14 protein-coding genes and 3 pseudogenes are annotated in these 17,189 nt (G+C 41.1%); 13 read left to right on the top strand and 4 right to left on the bottom strand.

All coding sequences use genetic code 11. The annotated features are described in order from the left end of the window. Window positions 1–8 precede the first annotated feature (8 nt). Entirely contained in the window at window positions 9–1,184 is a 1,176-nt protein-coding gene (locus I6E82_RS13535) for an isovaleryl-CoA dehydrogenase (protein WP_197118095.1), read from the bottom strand. Between the two features lie 56 nt (window positions 1,185–1,240). Next, window positions 1,241–1,675 carry a MerR family transcriptional regulator gene (locus tag I6E82_RS13530; RefSeq protein WP_007580242.1) on the bottom strand — a complete coding sequence of 145 codons (435 nt, stop codon included), beginning with the start codon at window positions 1,673–1,675 and terminating at the stop codon, window positions 1,241–1,243. 330 nt (window positions 1,676–2,005) lie between these two features. Between I6E82_RS13530 and I6E82_RS13525 the strand changes: the two genes are divergently transcribed. From I6E82_RS13525 to I6E82_RS13495, 7 genes are all read left to right on the top strand, one after another. Further along, complete coding sequence (locus I6E82_RS13525; protein WP_197118094.1) at window positions 2,006–3,187, top strand: thiolase family protein; 1,182 nt, start codon at window positions 2,006–2,008, stop codon at window positions 3,185–3,187. 129 nt (window positions 3,188–3,316) lie between these two features. Then, entirely contained in the window at window positions 3,317–4,807 is a 1,491-nt protein-coding gene (locus I6E82_RS13520; RefSeq protein WP_165721568.1) for a CoA-acylating methylmalonate-semialdehyde dehydrogenase, read from the top strand. A gap of 158 nt (window positions 4,808–4,965) precedes the next feature. Beyond that, window positions 4,966–6,123, top strand: coding sequence for an acyl-CoA dehydrogenase family protein (locus tag I6E82_RS13515; protein WP_165727517.1), 1,158 nt, complete (start codon window positions 4,966–4,968; stop codon window positions 6,121–6,123). A 10-nt stretch (window positions 6,124–6,133) separates the two neighbouring features. Beyond that, entirely contained in the window at window positions 6,134–6,925 is a 792-nt protein-coding gene (locus I6E82_RS13510; protein ID WP_197118093.1) for an enoyl-CoA hydratase, read from the top strand. Beyond that, on the top strand, window positions 6,925–8,076 hold the full coding sequence (locus I6E82_RS13505; RefSeq protein ID WP_197118092.1) for an enoyl-CoA hydratase/isomerase family protein: 1,152 nt from the start codon (window positions 6,925–6,927) through the stop codon (window positions 8,074–8,076). The genes I6E82_RS13510 and I6E82_RS13505 overlap by 1 nt, the downstream gene beginning before the upstream one ends. A 10-nt stretch (window positions 8,077–8,086) precedes the next feature. Next, window positions 8,087–8,986, top strand: a complete 900-nt coding sequence (mmsB, locus tag I6E82_RS13500) for a 3-hydroxyisobutyrate dehydrogenase (RefSeq protein WP_197118091.1) — start codon at window positions 8,087–8,089, stop codon at window positions 8,984–8,986. A gap of 9 nt (window positions 8,987–8,995) precedes the next feature. After that, window positions 8,996–9,766, top strand: a complete 771-nt coding sequence (locus tag I6E82_RS13495) for an SDR family oxidoreductase (RefSeq protein WP_197118090.1) — start codon at window positions 8,996–8,998, stop codon at window positions 9,764–9,766. A gap of 77 nt (window positions 9,767–9,843) precedes the next feature. Here I6E82_RS13495 and I6E82_RS13490 read toward each other — a convergent pair. Further along, window positions 9,844–10,032, bottom strand: a pseudogene (locus I6E82_RS13490) (phage integrase N-terminal SAM-like domain-containing protein); the annotation flags it as partial. Here I6E82_RS13490 and I6E82_RS13485 point away from each other — a divergent pair. Continuing rightward, window positions 10,010–11,101 (top strand): annotated as a pseudogene (locus I6E82_RS13485) (transposase); the annotation flags it as partial. The pseudogenes I6E82_RS13490 and I6E82_RS13485 sit on opposite strands and share 23 nt — an antisense overlap. 334 nt (window positions 11,102–11,435) lie before the next feature. Continuing rightward, window positions 11,436–12,410 carry a transposase gene (locus I6E82_RS13480; RefSeq protein WP_197118089.1) on the top strand — a complete coding sequence of 325 codons (975 nt, stop codon included), beginning with the start codon at window positions 11,436–11,438 and terminating at the stop codon, window positions 12,408–12,410. Between the two features lie 876 nt (window positions 12,411–13,286). Here the strand turns inward: I6E82_RS13480 and I6E82_RS13475 are convergent. Beyond that, a pseudogene (locus tag I6E82_RS13475) lies at window positions 13,287–14,108 on the bottom strand (methionine synthase); the annotation flags it as partial. 175 nt (window positions 14,109–14,283) lie between these two features. Here I6E82_RS13475 and I6E82_RS13470 point away from each other — a divergent pair. The 4 genes from I6E82_RS13470 to I6E82_RS13455 all read left to right on the top strand — a co-directional run bounded on the left by I6E82_RS13470 (window position 14,284) and on the right by I6E82_RS13455 (window position 17,112). Continuing rightward, on the top strand, window positions 14,284–15,258 hold the full coding sequence (locus I6E82_RS13470) for a transposase (RefSeq protein WP_197118088.1): 975 nt from the start codon (window positions 14,284–14,286) through the stop codon (window positions 15,256–15,258). Window positions 15,259–15,498: 240 nt separating this feature from the next. Beyond that, complete coding sequence (locus tag I6E82_RS13465) at window positions 15,499–16,014, top strand: hypothetical protein (protein ID WP_039487800.1); 516 nt, start codon at window positions 15,499–15,501, stop codon at window positions 16,012–16,014. A 163-nt stretch (window positions 16,015–16,177) separates the two neighbouring features. After that, window positions 16,178–16,558 carry a hypothetical protein gene (locus I6E82_RS13460; RefSeq protein ID WP_197112774.1) on the top strand — a complete coding sequence of 127 codons (381 nt, stop codon included), beginning with the start codon at window positions 16,178–16,180 and terminating at the stop codon, window positions 16,556–16,558. A gap of 101 nt (window positions 16,559–16,659) precedes the next feature. Continuing rightward, window positions 16,660–17,112 carry a retropepsin-like aspartic protease gene (locus I6E82_RS13455; protein WP_197118087.1) on the top strand — a complete coding sequence of 151 codons (453 nt, stop codon included), beginning with the start codon at window positions 16,660–16,662 and terminating at the stop codon, window positions 17,110–17,112. Window positions 17,113–17,189 lie beyond the last annotated feature (77 nt).

Below are 17,189 nucleotides of genomic sequence, written 5' to 3'. Positions count from 1 at the left end.
TTTAATCCTTAACGGCTTTCAGTGAAAAGTTCGCGGCCAATAAGCATGCGGCGTATTTCTGATGTACCTGCACCAATTTCGTATAATTTAGCGTCGCGCAGCAGGCGGCCCGTTGCGTATTCGTTTATGTAGCCATTGCCACCTAAAATTTGAATCGCATCAAGCGCCATTTTAGTCGCAAGCTCTGCGGCATATAAAATGGCACCGGCTGCATCTTTACGGGTCGTTTCGCCACGGTCACAAGAGCGAGCTACCGTATATACATATGAGCGCGCAGCATTCATTTGTGTATACATGTCGGCTACTTTGCCCTGAATTAACTGAAATTGACCAATAGGGGTGTCAAACTGTTTACGCTCATGAATGTACGGTACTACTATGTCCATACACGCTTGCATTATGCCAAGCGGGCCAGCTGCAAGTACTACACGTTCGTAATCAAGGCCACTCATGAGTACTTTAACGCCTTCGTTTAAGTTACCTAAAATGTTCTCAGCAGGTACTTCACAGTTTTCAAATACTAGTTCACAGGTGTTTGAGCCGCGCATGCCCAGTTTGTCGAGCTTTTGCGCCGTTGAAAAACCAGGGAAGTTGCTCTCAACAATAAACGCGGTAATGCCTTTAGCGCCGGCATCTAAATCTGTTTTAGCATAAATTACTAACGTGTGTGCGTCAGGACCATTGGTGATCCACATTTTGTTGCCGTTTAAAATGTACTTATTGCCTTTTTTTTCGGCTTTAAGTTTCATCGATACAACGTCAGAGCCTGCATTAGGCTCGCTCATTGCAAGGGCACCAATGTGCTCACCACTAATAAGCTTAGGTAAGTATTTTTCTTTTTGAGCTTGTGTGCCGTTACGGTTAATTTGATTAACACACAGGTTAGAATGTGCTCCATAGCTTAAACCTATAGAGGCACTGGCACGGCTAATTTCTTCCATAGCAATAACATGTTCTAAGTAACCTAAACCGGCGCCGCCAAGTTCTTCAGATACGGTCATACCCAGTACACCCATTTCGCCCATTTGTGTCCAAAGTTGATTTGGAAAAGCGTTATCTAAATCAGTTTTTTCAGCAAGCGGGGCAATCTCCTGACTCGCAAAACTGTTTACGTGGTCGCGGATCATATCGGCGGTTTCGCCTAGGCCAAAGTTCATTTCTTTATATAGTGAAATAGTGCTCATGATTCATTCCTGTGTGACGTGTGTGTTGTCAGTGTGTTGTTATTTTAAAAATAAACCTACTCGTCTATTTTATTAAGCGTGTCTCTGCAGCGGCGCTCGGCCGTCACCAACTCCATAAGAACAACTTTAATGTCGTCCATTTGTTGAGATAGGTCAGACTTTTTATCGGCTATTAAATCAAGCATGGTAACCAGCTGCTTAGCACTCGACTTATCAGCGTCGTACAGTTCAAACAAACGGCCTGTTTCAGCAAGCGTAAAGCCCAATCGTTTACCACGTAATATTAGTTTTAAACGCACTTTGTCGCGTTTTGAATAAATACGTGTTTGACCATTACGTTCTGGAGTTATTAACCCTTGATCTTCGTAAAAGCGAATAGAGCGGGTTGTAATGTCAAATTCTTTAGCGAGTTCGCTAATGCTAAATGTTTGTTCATTACTAGCCGGCATTTTGGCTGAGCTTGCAAAGTTTGTTTGATTATCTGGTTTCATAATTGTATTTACCTCATTCGAATAACCCCAATATAAGTGAAGTTTACGTAAAGGTAAAGCTTGGTGTGTTTTGAAACTATTTATAAAGGAGTGTTGGCGCGAAGAGTTGACTTATTATATTAATTTTCAGTAGGTTAATTTTATTTCCTCAGTGTGGCCTAACAGCTGGAAAATAATGCTTACACTTATAAAACTAAAAATTAAGCTGTTTTTAGTTGACGTTGGCGTAAACGTTAGTATTGTGTGTAGGTATTAAATAATAAATGAATACTAAATTAATAGAGCAAATATACTAACAATTATTTGCATTAAATTACAACGGAGTTAGTTATGACTTTAGAATCAGTGGTAATTGTAGCAGCAAAACGCACCCCAATGGGTGGTTTTATGGGAGCGTTAAGTGATGCGCAGTCTACCGAGCTTGGCGCTACCGCCATTACCAGTGCACTTGCACAAACTGGTTTAGCTAATGATGCAATAGATGAAGTAATTATGGGCTGTGTATTACCAGCAGGGCTTGGGCAAGCGCCCGCACGCCAAGCAATGTTAAAAGCAGGCCTTGCACTTAGCACTGGCGCTACAACAATTAACAAAGTATGTGGCTCTGGTTTAAAAGCCGCCATGCTTGCAAACGATTTAATTAAAGCAGGCTCTATCCAATCTGCCATTGCCGGTGGCATGGAAAGCATGACAAACGCACCATACTTTATTCCAAAAGCACGTGGTGGAATGCGAATGGGTCATGGCGAAATAAAAGATCACATGATGAGCGATGGCCTTGAAGATGCTTACGACAACAAAGCAATGGGTTGTTTTGCACAAGACACCGCCGACGAGTACGGTATTGGTCGTGAGCAAATGGATGCGTTTGCATTAGGCTCATTAAGTAAAGCTAAAGCCGCGATACAAAATGGCAGTTTTGATAACGAAGTTGCACCCCATACGATGCAAACACGCAAAGGCGATGTAACAGTTTCGATTGACGAGCAACCAGGTAACGCCCGCCCAGAAAAAATTCCAAGCCTACGTGCAGCCTTTAAAAAAGACGGCACCATTACAGCTGCTAATTCATCGTCAATTTCAGACGGTGGCGCAGCGCTTATATTAATGAGCGAATCAAAAGCAAAAGAGCAAGGCTTAACACCGCTTTGTAAAATTGTAGCGCACAGTACTCACTCTCAAAAACCAAGTGAATTTACAGTAGCGCCAGTAGGTGCAATAAGCAGCGTGCTTGAAAAAGCAGGCTGGGCTGTAAACGACGTTGACCTTTGGGAAATTAACGAAGCATTTGCCATGGTAACCATGCTGGCTATTAACGAGTTAAAACTTGATGAAAGCAAAGTAAACGTTAACGGCGGTGCATGTGCATTGGGTCATCCAATTGGTGCAAGCGGCGCGCGTATTTTAGTAACGCTTATTCATGCCCTTAAAAACCGAGGCCTTAAAAAAGGCATTGCGTCTTTATGTATTGGTGGCGGTGAAGCGGTTGCTATGGCCGTAGAAGCTTACTAATTAGGGTTACATAAATAGCTAGGCGAATACTTTAACGAATAACTATAAAGGCGCTGCACTCATAATACTAACAAAGCGGCGCTACCAATTTTAAAAGAGAACACACAACTCACACACTAGGATTTAATCATGCACCAAGTACCACTACTTATTAATGGCGAATTTATTCAATCAGCGTCAAAAGAGCTTATCGATGTTATAAACCCAGCAACTCAAGAAGTACTTGCACAAGTGCCATGTACCACAGAATCAGAAATGGACGCGGCAATTGCCTCAGCCTCAGAGACGTTTAAAACATGGAAAGACGTACCCATTACTGAACGTGCTCGCATTATGATGAAGTACGCAGCGCTATTAAAAGAACATCACGATGAGCTTGCTACCATTATTTGCCACGAATTGGGTAAAACGTTTGAAGATGCAAAAGGCGATGTTTGGCGTGGTATTGAAGTAGTAGAACAAGCCGCTAACGCACCATCATTAATGATGGGTGAAACAATGGAAAACGTAGCGCGTAAAATCGATACGTATTCTTACATGCAGCCACTTGGCGTGTGTGCGGGCGTAACACCATTTAACTTCCCTGCAATGATCCCACTTTGGATGTTCCCGCTGGCTATTGTGTGTGGTAACACCTTCATTTTAAAACCGTCTGAGCAAGATCCACTTACACCAATGCGCTTAGCAGAGCTATTTATTGAAGCCGGCGCACCAAAAGGCGTATTACAAGTTGTTCACGGTACAAAACCACAAGTAGACCGCTTACTAGAAGATAAAGCTGTGCGCGCTATTTCGTTTGTTGGCTCGTGTGGTGTAGGTGCTTATATTTATTCTAAAGGCACACAAAATCTTAAACGCGTGCAAGCGTGTGTTGGCGCTAAAAACCACATGGTTATTATGCCAGATGCAAGTAAATCGCATGTCGTAAACAACCTAGTAGGCGCATCGGTAGGTGCTGCTGGCCAGCGTTGTATGGGTATTTCGGTTGCTGTATTTGTAGGTCAAGCAAGTCAGTGGGTAGATGAAATTAAAGCAGGCTTTGAAAATGTACGCCCAGGCGTGTGGGATGATGCAAACGCGGCATACGGACCACAAACATCAAAAGCAGCAAAATCGCGTATTTTATCGCTTATTGCTGGTGGTAAAGAGCAAGGCGCTACCTGTTTAATTGATGGTTCTAACTTTACGGTTGAAGGCTTTGAGCAAGGTAACTGGGTTGGCCCAACGTTATTTACTGACGTAACCAAAGAGATGGATTTATACAAAGAAGAAATATTTGGCCCAGTACTAGCGTGTATGTTTGTAGACACGCTTGATGAAGCAATCGCACTTATTAACGACAGCCCTTACGGTAACGGTACCTCGTTATTTACCTCAAGCGGCGCAGTAGCTCGTAAATTCCAACACGAAATTGAAGTAGGGCAAGTAGGTATTAATGTACCAATTCCGGTGCCACTTCCGTTCTTTTCGTTCACTGGTTGGAAAGGCTCGTTTTACGGCGATACGCACACGTACGGTAAGCAAGGTATTCGTTTTTACACAGAAACTAAAACGATTACCTCACGTTGGTTTGAAGATGATATTGCGTCGGGTCCAAACATGAGCATTAACTTAAAATAATTTTTATTAAAACGAATAACTAAATAACTAATAATAAAGATGGGCGCGAAGGCTACTTCACACACAACACACATAAGTCTTCGCCGCTCATCACTAACTATTCCTGTAATGGGAAAACGACACACAACAACAAACACACAACTAAAGAGGTCTCTACCATGGACTTTAATTTATCAGAAGATCAACAAGCCTTTGCGCAAACAGCACGACAATTTGCCGAGTCAGAACTCGCACCTTATGCAGCAAAGTGGGACCGCGAACATATTTTTCCTAAAGACACGATTAAAGCAGCAGGCGAGCTTGGTTTTTGCGGTTTATACACGCCAGAGGAAGCCGGCGGCCTTGGTTTATCTCGTTTAGATTCGAGCATTATTTTTGAACAGCTTGCTATGGGCTGTACAGCAACCACGGCCATGTTGACCATTCATAATATGGCCACGTGGATGGTAGCAAGTTTTGGTACCGATGCAGTTAAAGACCAATACGTAGAGCAATTAGTAATGGGCGAGCTACTTGCCTCTTATTGTTTAACAGAGCCAGGTTCGGGTTCAGATGCCGCATCACTTAAAACAAAAGCTGTGCTTGAGGGCGATGAGTACGTTATTAACGGCTCAAAAATGTTTATATCGGGCGCTGGCGAAACCGAAGTATTAGTGGTAATGGCACGTACAGGCGGCGAAGGCGCAGCGGGTATTTCGGCATTTGTAGTGCCTGCCGACGCAAAAGGCGTGGAATACGGCAAAGCAGAGGAAAAAATGGGTTGGAACGCACAACCTACACGCCTAATTAGCTTTGAAGATGTACGCATTCCTGCGCATAACTTATTAGGGGCTGAGGGCGAAGGCTTTAAATTTGCGATGCAAGGCCTTGATGGCGGTCGAATTAACATTGCCACATGTTCAATTGGTACAGCGCAAGCGGCGCTTAATACCGCCCGTGAATATTTAAAAGAACGCACGCAATTTGGTAAACCATTGGCTGCGTTTCAAGCGTTGCAATTTAAAATTGCCGATATGAACACCGAGCTTGTAGCTGCGCGCCAAATGGTTAGGCTTGCTGCATTTAAACTTGATAATAACGACGTTGAAAAAACCACTTACTGCGCCATGGCTAAACGCTTTGCTACCGATGTTGGCTTTACTGTGTGTAACGACGCACTGCAAATTCATGGTGGTTACGGTTACATAAAAGAATACCCGCTTGAGCGCCATGTACGTGATGTACGTGTTCATCAAATTTTAGAAGGCACTAACGAAATTATGCGTGTAATTATTGCGCGTCGAATTTTAGCTGAGTCAGCAAGTGACGTTTTATAAGGAGCAATGTATGTCAGAATCTAAATCTAATCCGAGTATTGAACTTACAATCGAAGGTCATGTTGCTATTTTAACTATGTCTAATCCGCCAGCAAACACCTGGACAAAAGACACCTTAGTTGATTTAAAAAATACCGTTAATGAGCTTAATAATAATAAAAATATTTATGCATTAGTACTGACTGGTGAAGGCGAGAAGTTTTTTAGCGCTGGTGCCGACCTAAACGTATTTGCTGGTGGCGATAAAGGCGTAGCCGCCGATATGTCGCGTGTATTTGGTGAAGCATTTGAAGCGCTTAGTAATTTTAGAGGCGTGTCGGTTGCAGCCATAAACGGCTATGCAATGGGCGGCGGGCTAGAAGTCGCTCTTGCGTGCGATATACGTATTGCGGAAGAGCAAGCACAAATGGCGCTCCCTGAAGCTAAAGTTGGGTTATTACCGTGTGCGGGTGGTACACAAAATTTAGCATGGCTTGTAGGCGAAGGCTGGGCAAAACGGATGATTTTATGCGGCGAGCGCTTAAAAGCTGATAAAGCCCTGCAAATTGGCTTAGTGGAAGAAGTAGTACCACAGGGTGAAAGCTTTGCGGCAGCATTAAAACTTGCCAACCAAGTGGCCGATCAAAGCCCTAGCTCGGTAGCTGCATGTAAAACATTGATTCAAAAAGGTCGCCATCAACCAATGGCAAGTGTATTGCCTCTTGAGCGCGAGTTATTTGTTGGTTTATTTGATACCGAGGATCAACAAGAAGGCGTAAATGCCTTTTTAGAAAAACGCCGCGCTAACTGGGTAAACGGCTAATGAGTACTTTAATATTATTAAATAGCGCCGATGAGCCCGTGGTATTTGAAACCGCAACCGCAGAAAATGGCAGTTTAATTGGGTTTATTACACTCAACGCGCCAAAAGCCTTAAATGCACTTAATTTTGAGATGATCAAATTACTTGAGCCGCAGCTGCGAGCTTGGCAAGACGATGATGCTATTGCAATGGTGTTGTTAAAAGGCGCAGGCGATAAAGCATTTTGCGCCGGTGGCGATGTTGTAAGCCTTCATCATGCAATGGCGCAAGGTAAACCAACAAGTTTAGTTGAAGAGTTTTTTACGCTTGAGTACAAGCTTGATTACCTTATTCATACCTTTGATAAACCAATCCTTGTTTGGGGTAACGGCATAGTAATGGGCGGCGGTTTAGGGCTAATGGCCGGTGCTAGCCACCGCGTTGTAACGGAAACATCACGCATTGCCATGCCAGAGCAAACCATAGGTTTATACCCTGATGTAGGCGGCAGTTACTTTTTACATAAAATGCCACAAAGTGTGGGGTTATTTTTAGGGTTAACGTCGGCCTCAATTAATTGCGACGACGCGCGTTTTGTATCGCTTGCCGATCACTGTATCGACTGCACTAAATATGATTCCATGCTTGCGCAAATTTTAGCAGCTAAATGGGGCAAAACCGCAAGCTTAAATCATGAGCGTTTAACTAAGTTATTAACCGATTTAGACAACCAATCTGCGCGTATGCCCAAAGGCAACGTAAAAGCTAACCTAAAAACAATTCAAAAATTGGGTGAATTTACAACCTTGCAGGAGCAAGTTGATTATATTTTAGGGCTAGCTACTGACGATAAATGGCTACAGCGCGCTCAAAAGTCACTTAAACACGGATGCCCACTAAGCTGCGCACTCGTTAGTGAGCAATTAAAAACAAGTAAAGGCAAAAGCTTATTAGCGTGTTTTAAAATGGAGTTGGGTATGTCGGTTCGCGCTGGCGAAGTAGGTGAGTTTCAAGAAGGTGTAAGGGCGCTACTAATAGATAAAGACGGCGCACCTAATTGGCAGTACAAAACACTTAGTGATGTTCCTCAAACAATAATAGACAGTTTTTTTGCTAATCGCTTTGGCGAAAACCACCCATTCAATGGCTTAGACACGCCAACACAAAAATAAAGGAAAGACGATGACTAAACTCAATATTGGTTTTATCGGCTTAGGTAATATGGGCGGCCCTATGGCGGCTAACTTAATTAAAGCTGGACATACTGTGAGTGTGTTCGATTTAAACCAGTCGGTCGTAAATGAACTTGCAAGCAAAGGCGCAAAAGCCGCAGTTGATGCAAAGCAGTGCGCAACCAATGCTGACATACTTATTAGTATGTTACCTGCGGGCAAGCATGTTAAATCGCTTTACTTAGGTAATAACGACGACAGCGGTTTAATTAACGTGCTAAGCAAAAATACTTTAGTAATTGATTGCTCAACAATAGATGCAGAATCAGCACGCATTGTAGGCACTGCACTTGGCGAACAAGGCATAAGCTTTGTAGATGCACCGGTATCGGGCGGCGTTGCAGGCGCAACCGCAGGCACACTTACTTTTATTGTAGGCGGCGAAAAAGCAGCGTTTGATAAAGCACATACAGTGCTGAGTGATATGGGTAAAAACATATTTCATGCAGGCGATATTGGCGCAGGGCAAGTAGCAAAAATATGTAATAACATGCTACTTAGTATTTTAATGGCAGGCACCAGCGAAGCACTGCAAATGGGTATAAATAACGGCCTCGATCCTAAAGTACTTAGCGACATTATGACCGCAAGTTCGGGCCGTAACTGGACGCTTGAACTTTACAACCCTTGCCCAGGTGTAATGGATACAGCCCCTGCAAGTAACGATTACAAACCAGGCTTTATGGTTGATTTAATGGCTAAAGATTTAGGCCTTGCCATGGAAGCCGCGCAGCAAAGTAATTCATCAACCCCTATGGGTTCAATGGCTAAAAATTTATACACTATGCTACAGCACCAAGGTGCGGGTAGTGATGACTTTAGTGCCATTTTTAAACTGTTTTCTAAGTAGGAGCAACGCGTGGAAATTAAAAATAACACGGTAGTAATAACCGGTGGCGCACAAGGTTTAGGCTTTGCAATGGCGCAAAAGTTTGCACTTATGGGTGCTAACATTGCGTTAATAGATATGGCACAAGACTTGTTAAACACAGCATGCGAGCAATTAACACAGCTTGAAGGTGTAACTAGCAATATTAAAGGTTATGCCGCAAACGTAACAAATGAGAGCGAAGTAGAAAACGTATTTAATACCATTAACAGCGATTTTGGTTACATTGGTGTGCTTATAAACAACGCCGGTATTTTACGCGACGGCATGTTTATAAAGGCTAAAGACGGCAAGGTGGTTAAAAAAATGTCTCTTGAGCAATTTCAATCAGTGATTGATGTAAACCTGACCGGTGTGTTTTTAGCCGGGCGCGAAGCTGCAAGCCACATGATTGAATCAGGCAAAGGCGGCGTTATAGTTAATATGTCGAGCGTAGCGCGCGCAGGTAACATAGGCCAAACAAACTACGCAGCATCAAAAGCAGGCGTAGTTGCACTTACCACCACATGGGCTAAAGAACTTGGTCGATTTGGTATACGCGTAGGCGCTATTGCACCAGGTGTAATAAGCACCGCCATGACCGACGCCATGAAGCCAGAAGCCAAAGAGCGTATGCTTGCAGTAACGCCAGTAGGGCGCTTAGGCGAAAGCGACGAAATTGCCCATACTGCACAATACATAATCGAAAACGACTTTTTTACCGGCCGCGTTGTTGAAATAGACGGCGGTATTCGTTTGTAAAACAAGCGGGATTAAGATTGATTTAAAAGCATGGCGTTTGTGGGCTGTGCTTTTTTGTTTTAAATCGGGAAGTTTATAATCTTGAAAAAGGTCTGATAATGGCATTGGCAATTTGTTGTAAAACTAGTTGCTCGTTTGCTCTTAATAAAACCTAATGAGAGTGGCTTTTTAATCACTTTTTTAAATAAAAAGCTCAACGCATTTAAGGCTTGTGTTTGAGTGTTAGGAGCAACATTTTGTTGGTTGACTAAACGAGTTAAATTCATTCCTATCAATTTCGCTGAGCAAATTCTGCCTGGCACTTTTGAGTATGCCCTTTGTTATATTGTCGAAAATAAACTCGATTTATCGGGGTTTGACGCGTGGTACAACAATGACAAAACGGGCGCGGCGGCGTATCCACCTTCGGTAATGCTAAAGATTATTTTACTGGGCTATGCACATGGTTTGATCAGTAGCCGTCGAATTGCTAAAGCGTGTGAGACGAACATTTTATTTATGAGTGTGTCGGGAGATATCCAGCCGCATTACACATCAATAGCAGGCTTCGTTGCTAAAATGCATGAACAGATTGAGCCGATTTTTACGCAAGTGCTGATGATATGTGATGAGGAAGACTTGATAGGCCGCAACATGTTTGCCATTGATGGGTGTAAATTAAAGTCCAATGCGAGTAAAGAGTGGAGCGGCACATTCGATGAGTTAAGCCGCAAAAAAGCAAAACTAGAACGCGCAAGCAAACGTATTATTGAACGCCACCAATCACAAGATGGGCTGGGCGAAGAATTGATAACTCAGGATTTAAAACAAAAAGAAAAGCTAGATAAAAGTGCAGGTAAAATTACCGAGTTCTTAGCCACTCACAAAGAAAAAACAGGCAGTAAAGGCAAGCCTGTTAAAAGTAATATCACTGATCCAGATAGTGCAAAAATGACTACCTCAAAAGGCACAATCCAAGGCTACAACGGCATCGCTATTAATGACGATAAACACCAAATCATCCTGCAAGCACAAGCATGGGGTTCAGTGGGCGAACAACAAACTTTACAGCCAGCTGTTGCACAATTAAAACAGCAACTCGCTAAACTCAATACAGAAAAACGCGCAGATGAACATACTATTAAATTCACTGCAGACAGTGGGTTTAACAGCGAAGTGAATCTTGGATTTATGGCGCAAAGTGGGTTCGATACGTACATTGCAGATAACCAATTTAGAAAACGAAATCCGCTGTTTAAAGCCAGCGAAACATACGAAACGGAGCAAGAAAAGCGCCGACTAAAACGCAGCAAAGGCAAGCCTCGGTTATTTACCTCAGACGATTTTCATTATGATGCACAAATTAAACAAGACACCCATCCTAAATTTAAATGAAATTAACAGAAATTAACAAGACACCCATATTAAATTTTGCACTTTTCGAAGTTAGAGGCTAGCCTTTATTTAGTGCGAAAAACGAGCAGGGTGTCTTATGGTGATTGCAAGAAAGCGTCAAGTAAGTTTGGTTGATACAAAATACTACCATTGTATTTCGCGGTGCGTGCGACGTGCATTTTTATGTTGGCATCTAAATAAACAAGATAAATAAACAAGACACCCATCTTAATTTTGCACTTTACGGAGTTAGAGGCTAGCCTTTGTTTAGTACAAAAAACGAGCAGGGTGTCTTATGGCAATTGCAAGAAAGCGTCAAATAAGTTTGGTTGATACAAAATACTATCACTGTATTTCACGCTGTGTTCGTCGTGCATTTTTATGTGGAGAAGACCGTTTTACTGGTCAATCTTACGAGCATCGACGAGGGTGGGTTGAAGATAAGCTGCTTGAATTAGCAAAGGTATTTTGTATTGATGTGTGTGCTTATGCTGTTATGAGTAATCACACTCACTTAGTCCTGTATGTAGATGATAATCAAGCAAACAGACTGAATGATAAAGCGATTGTTATTCGCTGGCATAAACTCTGTAAAGGCACATTGTTAACGCAAAAATATGTACAAGGTGAAAAGCTAAGTAAAGTTGAACTCATCTTTTTCAACCAAACGGTTAAACAATACCGCGAACGCCTAGCAAGTATTAGCTGGTTTATGCGGCTATTAAATGAAGACATTGCGCGTAGAGCAAATAAAGAAGATAACTGCACAGGACGATTCTGGGAGGGTAGATTCAAATCGCAAGCATTACTAGATGAAGCAGCACTTGCAGCGTGTATGGCCTATGTCGATTTAAATCCCATTAGAGCAAAAATGGCTAACACACCAGAAGAGTCAGACCATACCAGTGTACAAAAGCGTTTAACATGCGCAGCAGAAGGTAAACAACCAAAACAGTTACTACGTTTTGCTGGTCTGCCTCGTCAGATTATGCCCAAAGGGCTGCCGTTTGAGCTTAAATCGTACCTTGAACTTGTTGAGCTAACAGAGCGAATAATACGAGAGGATAAGCGTGGGCATATTGATAATATGAACCTTCCTTTGTTAGAAAGGCTTAATATATCCCCCGAAAACTGGTTAAAACTCACCACACAATTTACGCGCGTATTCCATGGTGCAGTAGGTAGGCCCACTTCACAAGCAAGTTACTGTGAACATTTAAAGCGGAAACGGCGAACAAATATTAGCAACTGCGAAAAGTTACTCGCATAAAACTTAAACTACTCAGTAAAACCATTCAGTAAACATTAAAACTGTAATTATGTAGTTATTATCATGCGTGTAATTCAGGTTTTAGCGTGCTAATGACTTATTTATTAGATGAAATGAAAGTGACCCAGTAATCAAAGATAAATTTTGAACCTGATTGGCTAATTTAGTGGCACAGTTTTGTTTGTTCGATTAAGGTGGCTGTCAGGTTTGTATTTGTTTCTGTGTATTTCTACATTAAGGAAAAAACCTTAAAGTTAACTAATTGTTTACAGGTGTTTATTTGATGGTTAAGATAAATGCATTGTGATATGTGGACATTTGTCGGTTTATAAAACGACAAATATCGTAGACAAAATTGTTAGGTGCTACAAGCAAAAGGCAGTTGTTTCGAATTTTGCTAAAGCTTCTCAAAAGGAAAATTGGCTGAAAATAGTTTATGAAAAAACACTCAAAATCTGACAAGATACTTTTGGTTTCTTGTGGTCTATTTTTTACCTTTCTCTTCATTCACGATCTACTTACTGGTCAAGTTTCTCCCAAAGGAGGCGAAGATTACTCACTTGAAACCAGCCCAACTATGTTTTACTTTATTCTAGGTGTATATGCAGTTTTAACTGGGGCGTGTATTTTTGAACTTGTAAGAAACAAGATTCAGTTTAAATGAACAGCGCACCTAACAAACCAATCTTGTTCAGCCAGCAAGCAGTTATCGATTTTTCAAAAAACAGGCTAGAGCTTTTTAATAAAAAAAATTAAATAACTAACCTAAACTTTGTTCTTTGGTAGGTTTTAACTAACGCACCATGTTTATGGATTTCACTATGGTATGGTGCGACAGCTGTTATTGTTTACAATTTGTATTTTAAAGCTACTTTTCTAGTTCTTTTCTAATAATTCTTTTCTTATAATTTCAGCCCCAGCGCTCAAGGCATTTAGTTTACCTCTGGCTATATGGTGAGGTAGTGGAGCCATGCCGCAGTTTGTACACGGGTAGAGTTTGTCGGCATCTACAAATTGCAGTGCTTTACGTAGCGTATTAGCTACTTCCTCTGGCGTTTCGATAGTATGATTTGCTACATCAATTGCGCCTACCATTACTTTTTTACCGCGAATAAGTTCTAGTAAATCCATTGGTACATGGNCTTTTTTACCGCGAATAAGTTCTAGTAAATCCATTGGTACATGGGAGTTATGGCACTCTAGTGAGATAATATCGATATTAGATTGCTGAAGCTTAGGGAATGCTTCTTCGTACTGTCGCCATTCGCTTCCTAGTGTTTTTTTCCAATCTGTATTTGCTTTAATGCCGTAGCCATAGCAAATATGCACGGCGGTTTCGCATTTAAGACCTTCAATTGCGCGCTCTAAACAGGCAATTCCCCAGTCGTTTACTTCATCAAAAAATACGTTAAACGCGGGCTCATCAAATTGGATGATATCAACGCCGGCGGCTTCTAATTCTTTTGCTTCTTGATTAAGAATGATGGCAAATTCCCACGCTAGTTTTTCGCGGCTTTTATAATGGTCATCGTAAAGCGTGTCGATCATGGTCATTGGGCCTGGCAATGCCCATTTTATTGGTTGCTTGGTTTGCTTGCGTAAAAATTTAGCGTCTTCAACAAACACAGACTTTTGACGGCTAACAGAGCCCACAACTGTAGGTACGCTTGCGTCGTATCGGTCACGAATTTTTACTGAATAAACAAGACACCCATCCTAAATTTTGCACTTTACGGAGTTAGAGGCTAGCCTTTGTTTAGTGTAAAAAACAAGCAGGGTGTCTTAAATTAACAGTGACACCCATCCTAAATTTTGCTCTTTTCAAAATTTAGGACTACGTTTTAGTTAGTGCAAAAAACGAGCAGGGTGTCTTATGGCAATTTCAAGAAAGCGTCAAGTAAGTTTGGTTGATACAAAATACTATCACTGTATTTCACGCTGTGTTCGTCGTGCATTTTTATGTGGAGAAGACCGTTTTACTGGTCAATCTTACGAGCATCGACGAGGGTGGGTTGAAGATAAGCTGCTTGAATTAGCAAAGGTATTTTGTATTGATGTATGTGCTTATGCCGTAATGAGTAATCACACCCATTTGGTACTATATGTAGATGATAAGAAAGCAAACAGGCTGAATGATAAAGCGATTGTTATTCGCTGGCATAAACTCTGTAAAGGCACATTGTTAACGCAAAAATATGTACAAGGTGAAAAGTTAAGTAAAGTTGAGCTCATCTTTTTCAACCAAACGGTTAAACAATACCGCGAACGCCTAGCAAGTATTAGCTGGTTTATGCGGTTGTTAAATGAAGACATTGCGCGCAGAGCAAATAAAGAAGATAACTGCACTGGTAGGTTCTGGGAGGGCCGATTCAAATCGCAGGCATTACTAGATGAAGCAGCACTTGCAGCGTGTATGGCCTATGTCGATTTAAATCCCATTAGGGCTAAAATGGCTAACACACCAGAAGGGTCAGACCATACCAGTGTACAAAAGCGCTTAACATGCGCGACAGAAGGTAAACAGCCTAAACAGTTACTACGTTTTGCAGGTATGCCACGTCAGATTATGCCTAAAGGGCTGCCGTTTGAGCTTAAATCGTACCTTGAACTTGTTGAGCTAACAGGGCGAATAATACGAGAGGATAAACGCGGGTATATTGATAACATGAACCTACCTTTGTTAGAAAGGCTTAATATCTCCCCAGAGAACTGGTTAAAACTGACTACGCAATTTACGCGCGTATTTCATGGTGCAGTAGGCAGGCCAGCCTCACAAGCAAGTTACTGTGAAAATTTAAAGCGTAAACGGCGATCAAATATTAGCAACTGCGAAAAGCTACTCGCATAATACTTAAGCTATTCAGTAAAAGCATTCAGTAAAAGTTAAAACTGCAATTTTGCAGTTATATTTATGCGTGTAATTCAGGTTTAAGCATGCTAATGACTTATTTAATGGATGAAATAAAAGTTATCCAGTAATAAAAGATAAATTTTGAATCTGAAGAGCTAATTTTGTGGCACAGTTTTGTTTGTTCAATTAAAGTGTCTGTCTGGTTTGGTCGGTATTAATCGATCCCTTGGAGGGGTAATGGAAGCAATAACAATTACGAGTGTTTTTAGTGCGGTAGTCGGTGCATTAACAGGTAGTCTTGGGGCTGCACTCCTGGGAGCGGGTATTGGTGCAGGGCTTTCTGCAACTTTAATAGTTATCCATGAAACTAATCGTGAAAGAAAAAATAGAGCTCTTGATCTGATACAAGAATACAGTTCTCCGGATTACATTCAGATTCGTAATGATGCAAGTAAAGCACTTAAAAAGTCGATGCTAGAAATTGAAAGCCCATCTTGGGATAGTCTTTACCGAAAACTATCTACGGAAGAGTGGCAAAAAATATCTAAAATTGAACATTTCTATAAAAAGTTAAATTTTATGGTAGATATTAAAGAGGCGGATTCTAGATATTTAGCAAAATATTTTGAAGTTGAATTTTGGCATTGGCAAGCAAGGTATTTTAGTCGGATTAATATTGAATCTGGTGAGCCTGAAATGGTATTTCAAGCTCTTGCGGATGCTTTCGAAAACCCTAATAATAAAAAGACTTAGGGAAATAATAAAAGCGTATCCCCATTCTTAAATAAACTAGACAACCATTCTAAATTTTATGAAAACACTAATAGATTGAAGCAAAATAGGAACTCAGCTATGGTTTGTTTATTAATAAAAACAAATAAAAACGAGTTAATCAGCTGGCTCGTTAGGTAATTCAATGAATACTGCCATCGATGAAGTCACAAATAATTACCAAGACTGGAGCTTAGACAAATTATCGTATGTTGATGGGTTACTAACACTGAACCTTAAAACTTATATAAAAGACGATGATCCCGTAAGGTTTATGGTTGTGTTTACAAATACCGTTTTATTTGAAACTTATGATGAAAGTACCCATTTTCATGACTATCATCAAAACCGTGATTCGGGCGTAATCGGCGTGTATTCTGATTCAAGCTTATTGGAGTATGCGCAAACTAAAACGAATACTTTCAGTTTAAACAACAGTAAGCTGTTTCATTATTCAGTAATGACTACAAATGAAATCATTCATGTTTTAACAAATATTGAGCCTCAGGTGATAAACGTTACCTAACAAAACGCGCTGAGGTGGGCGACTAGTAAAATTTGGCTATTAATTGTGGGAAGCTGAAAATAGTAAGTAAGATTTTAAAAACTTTATAACAAGGAACGTATATGAATTTATCTGAAGGCAAAACTGTAATTGAGTTTGAAATATCAGAAACAGGCCACCAAATTGTTGAAGCTAAAATTAACGGTAAATTGTTACGTTTTATTTTAGATACTGGCGCTGGAACATCTGTTTTAAACAGAGGATGCCTAAGTGAGCTAGGCATTGAAGAGACACTAAACATTGAGAATGCAGCAGGCTTGGGCACTTCGGATCACGCTATGGGAGATATAGAAGTTGATTCAATTGAGTTTGGTAGTGCCTTGCTTGAAAGTCCAGGCTTTGTGTCACTTAATCTTGACCATGTTCAGGTAGCGGGTGGTGAAAAGGGAGTACATGGCTTGTTAGGCTCTCCTTTTTTTACTCAATACCAAGCAGTTATCGATTTTTCAAAAAATAGGTTAGAGCTTTTTAATAACCTAGATTCAAATTGTAAGTGCATAACTTGTTTTGGCTAGATTAAGTGGTCAGTTGCTCATAAGCTAACTGCTTTTTCTCCGGCAAGAGATTTTACAATGAGACATTACAAACAACT

Origin of the sequence: Pseudoalteromonas sp. NZS11, assembly GCF_015864765.1 — a bacterium.
Lineage (GTDB): Bacteria > Pseudomonadota > Gammaproteobacteria > Enterobacterales > Alteromonadaceae > Pseudoalteromonas > Pseudoalteromonas arctica.
The sequence above is the reverse complement of the archived record's forward strand: the minus strand, read 5'-3'. Positions and strand labels throughout refer to the sequence as shown.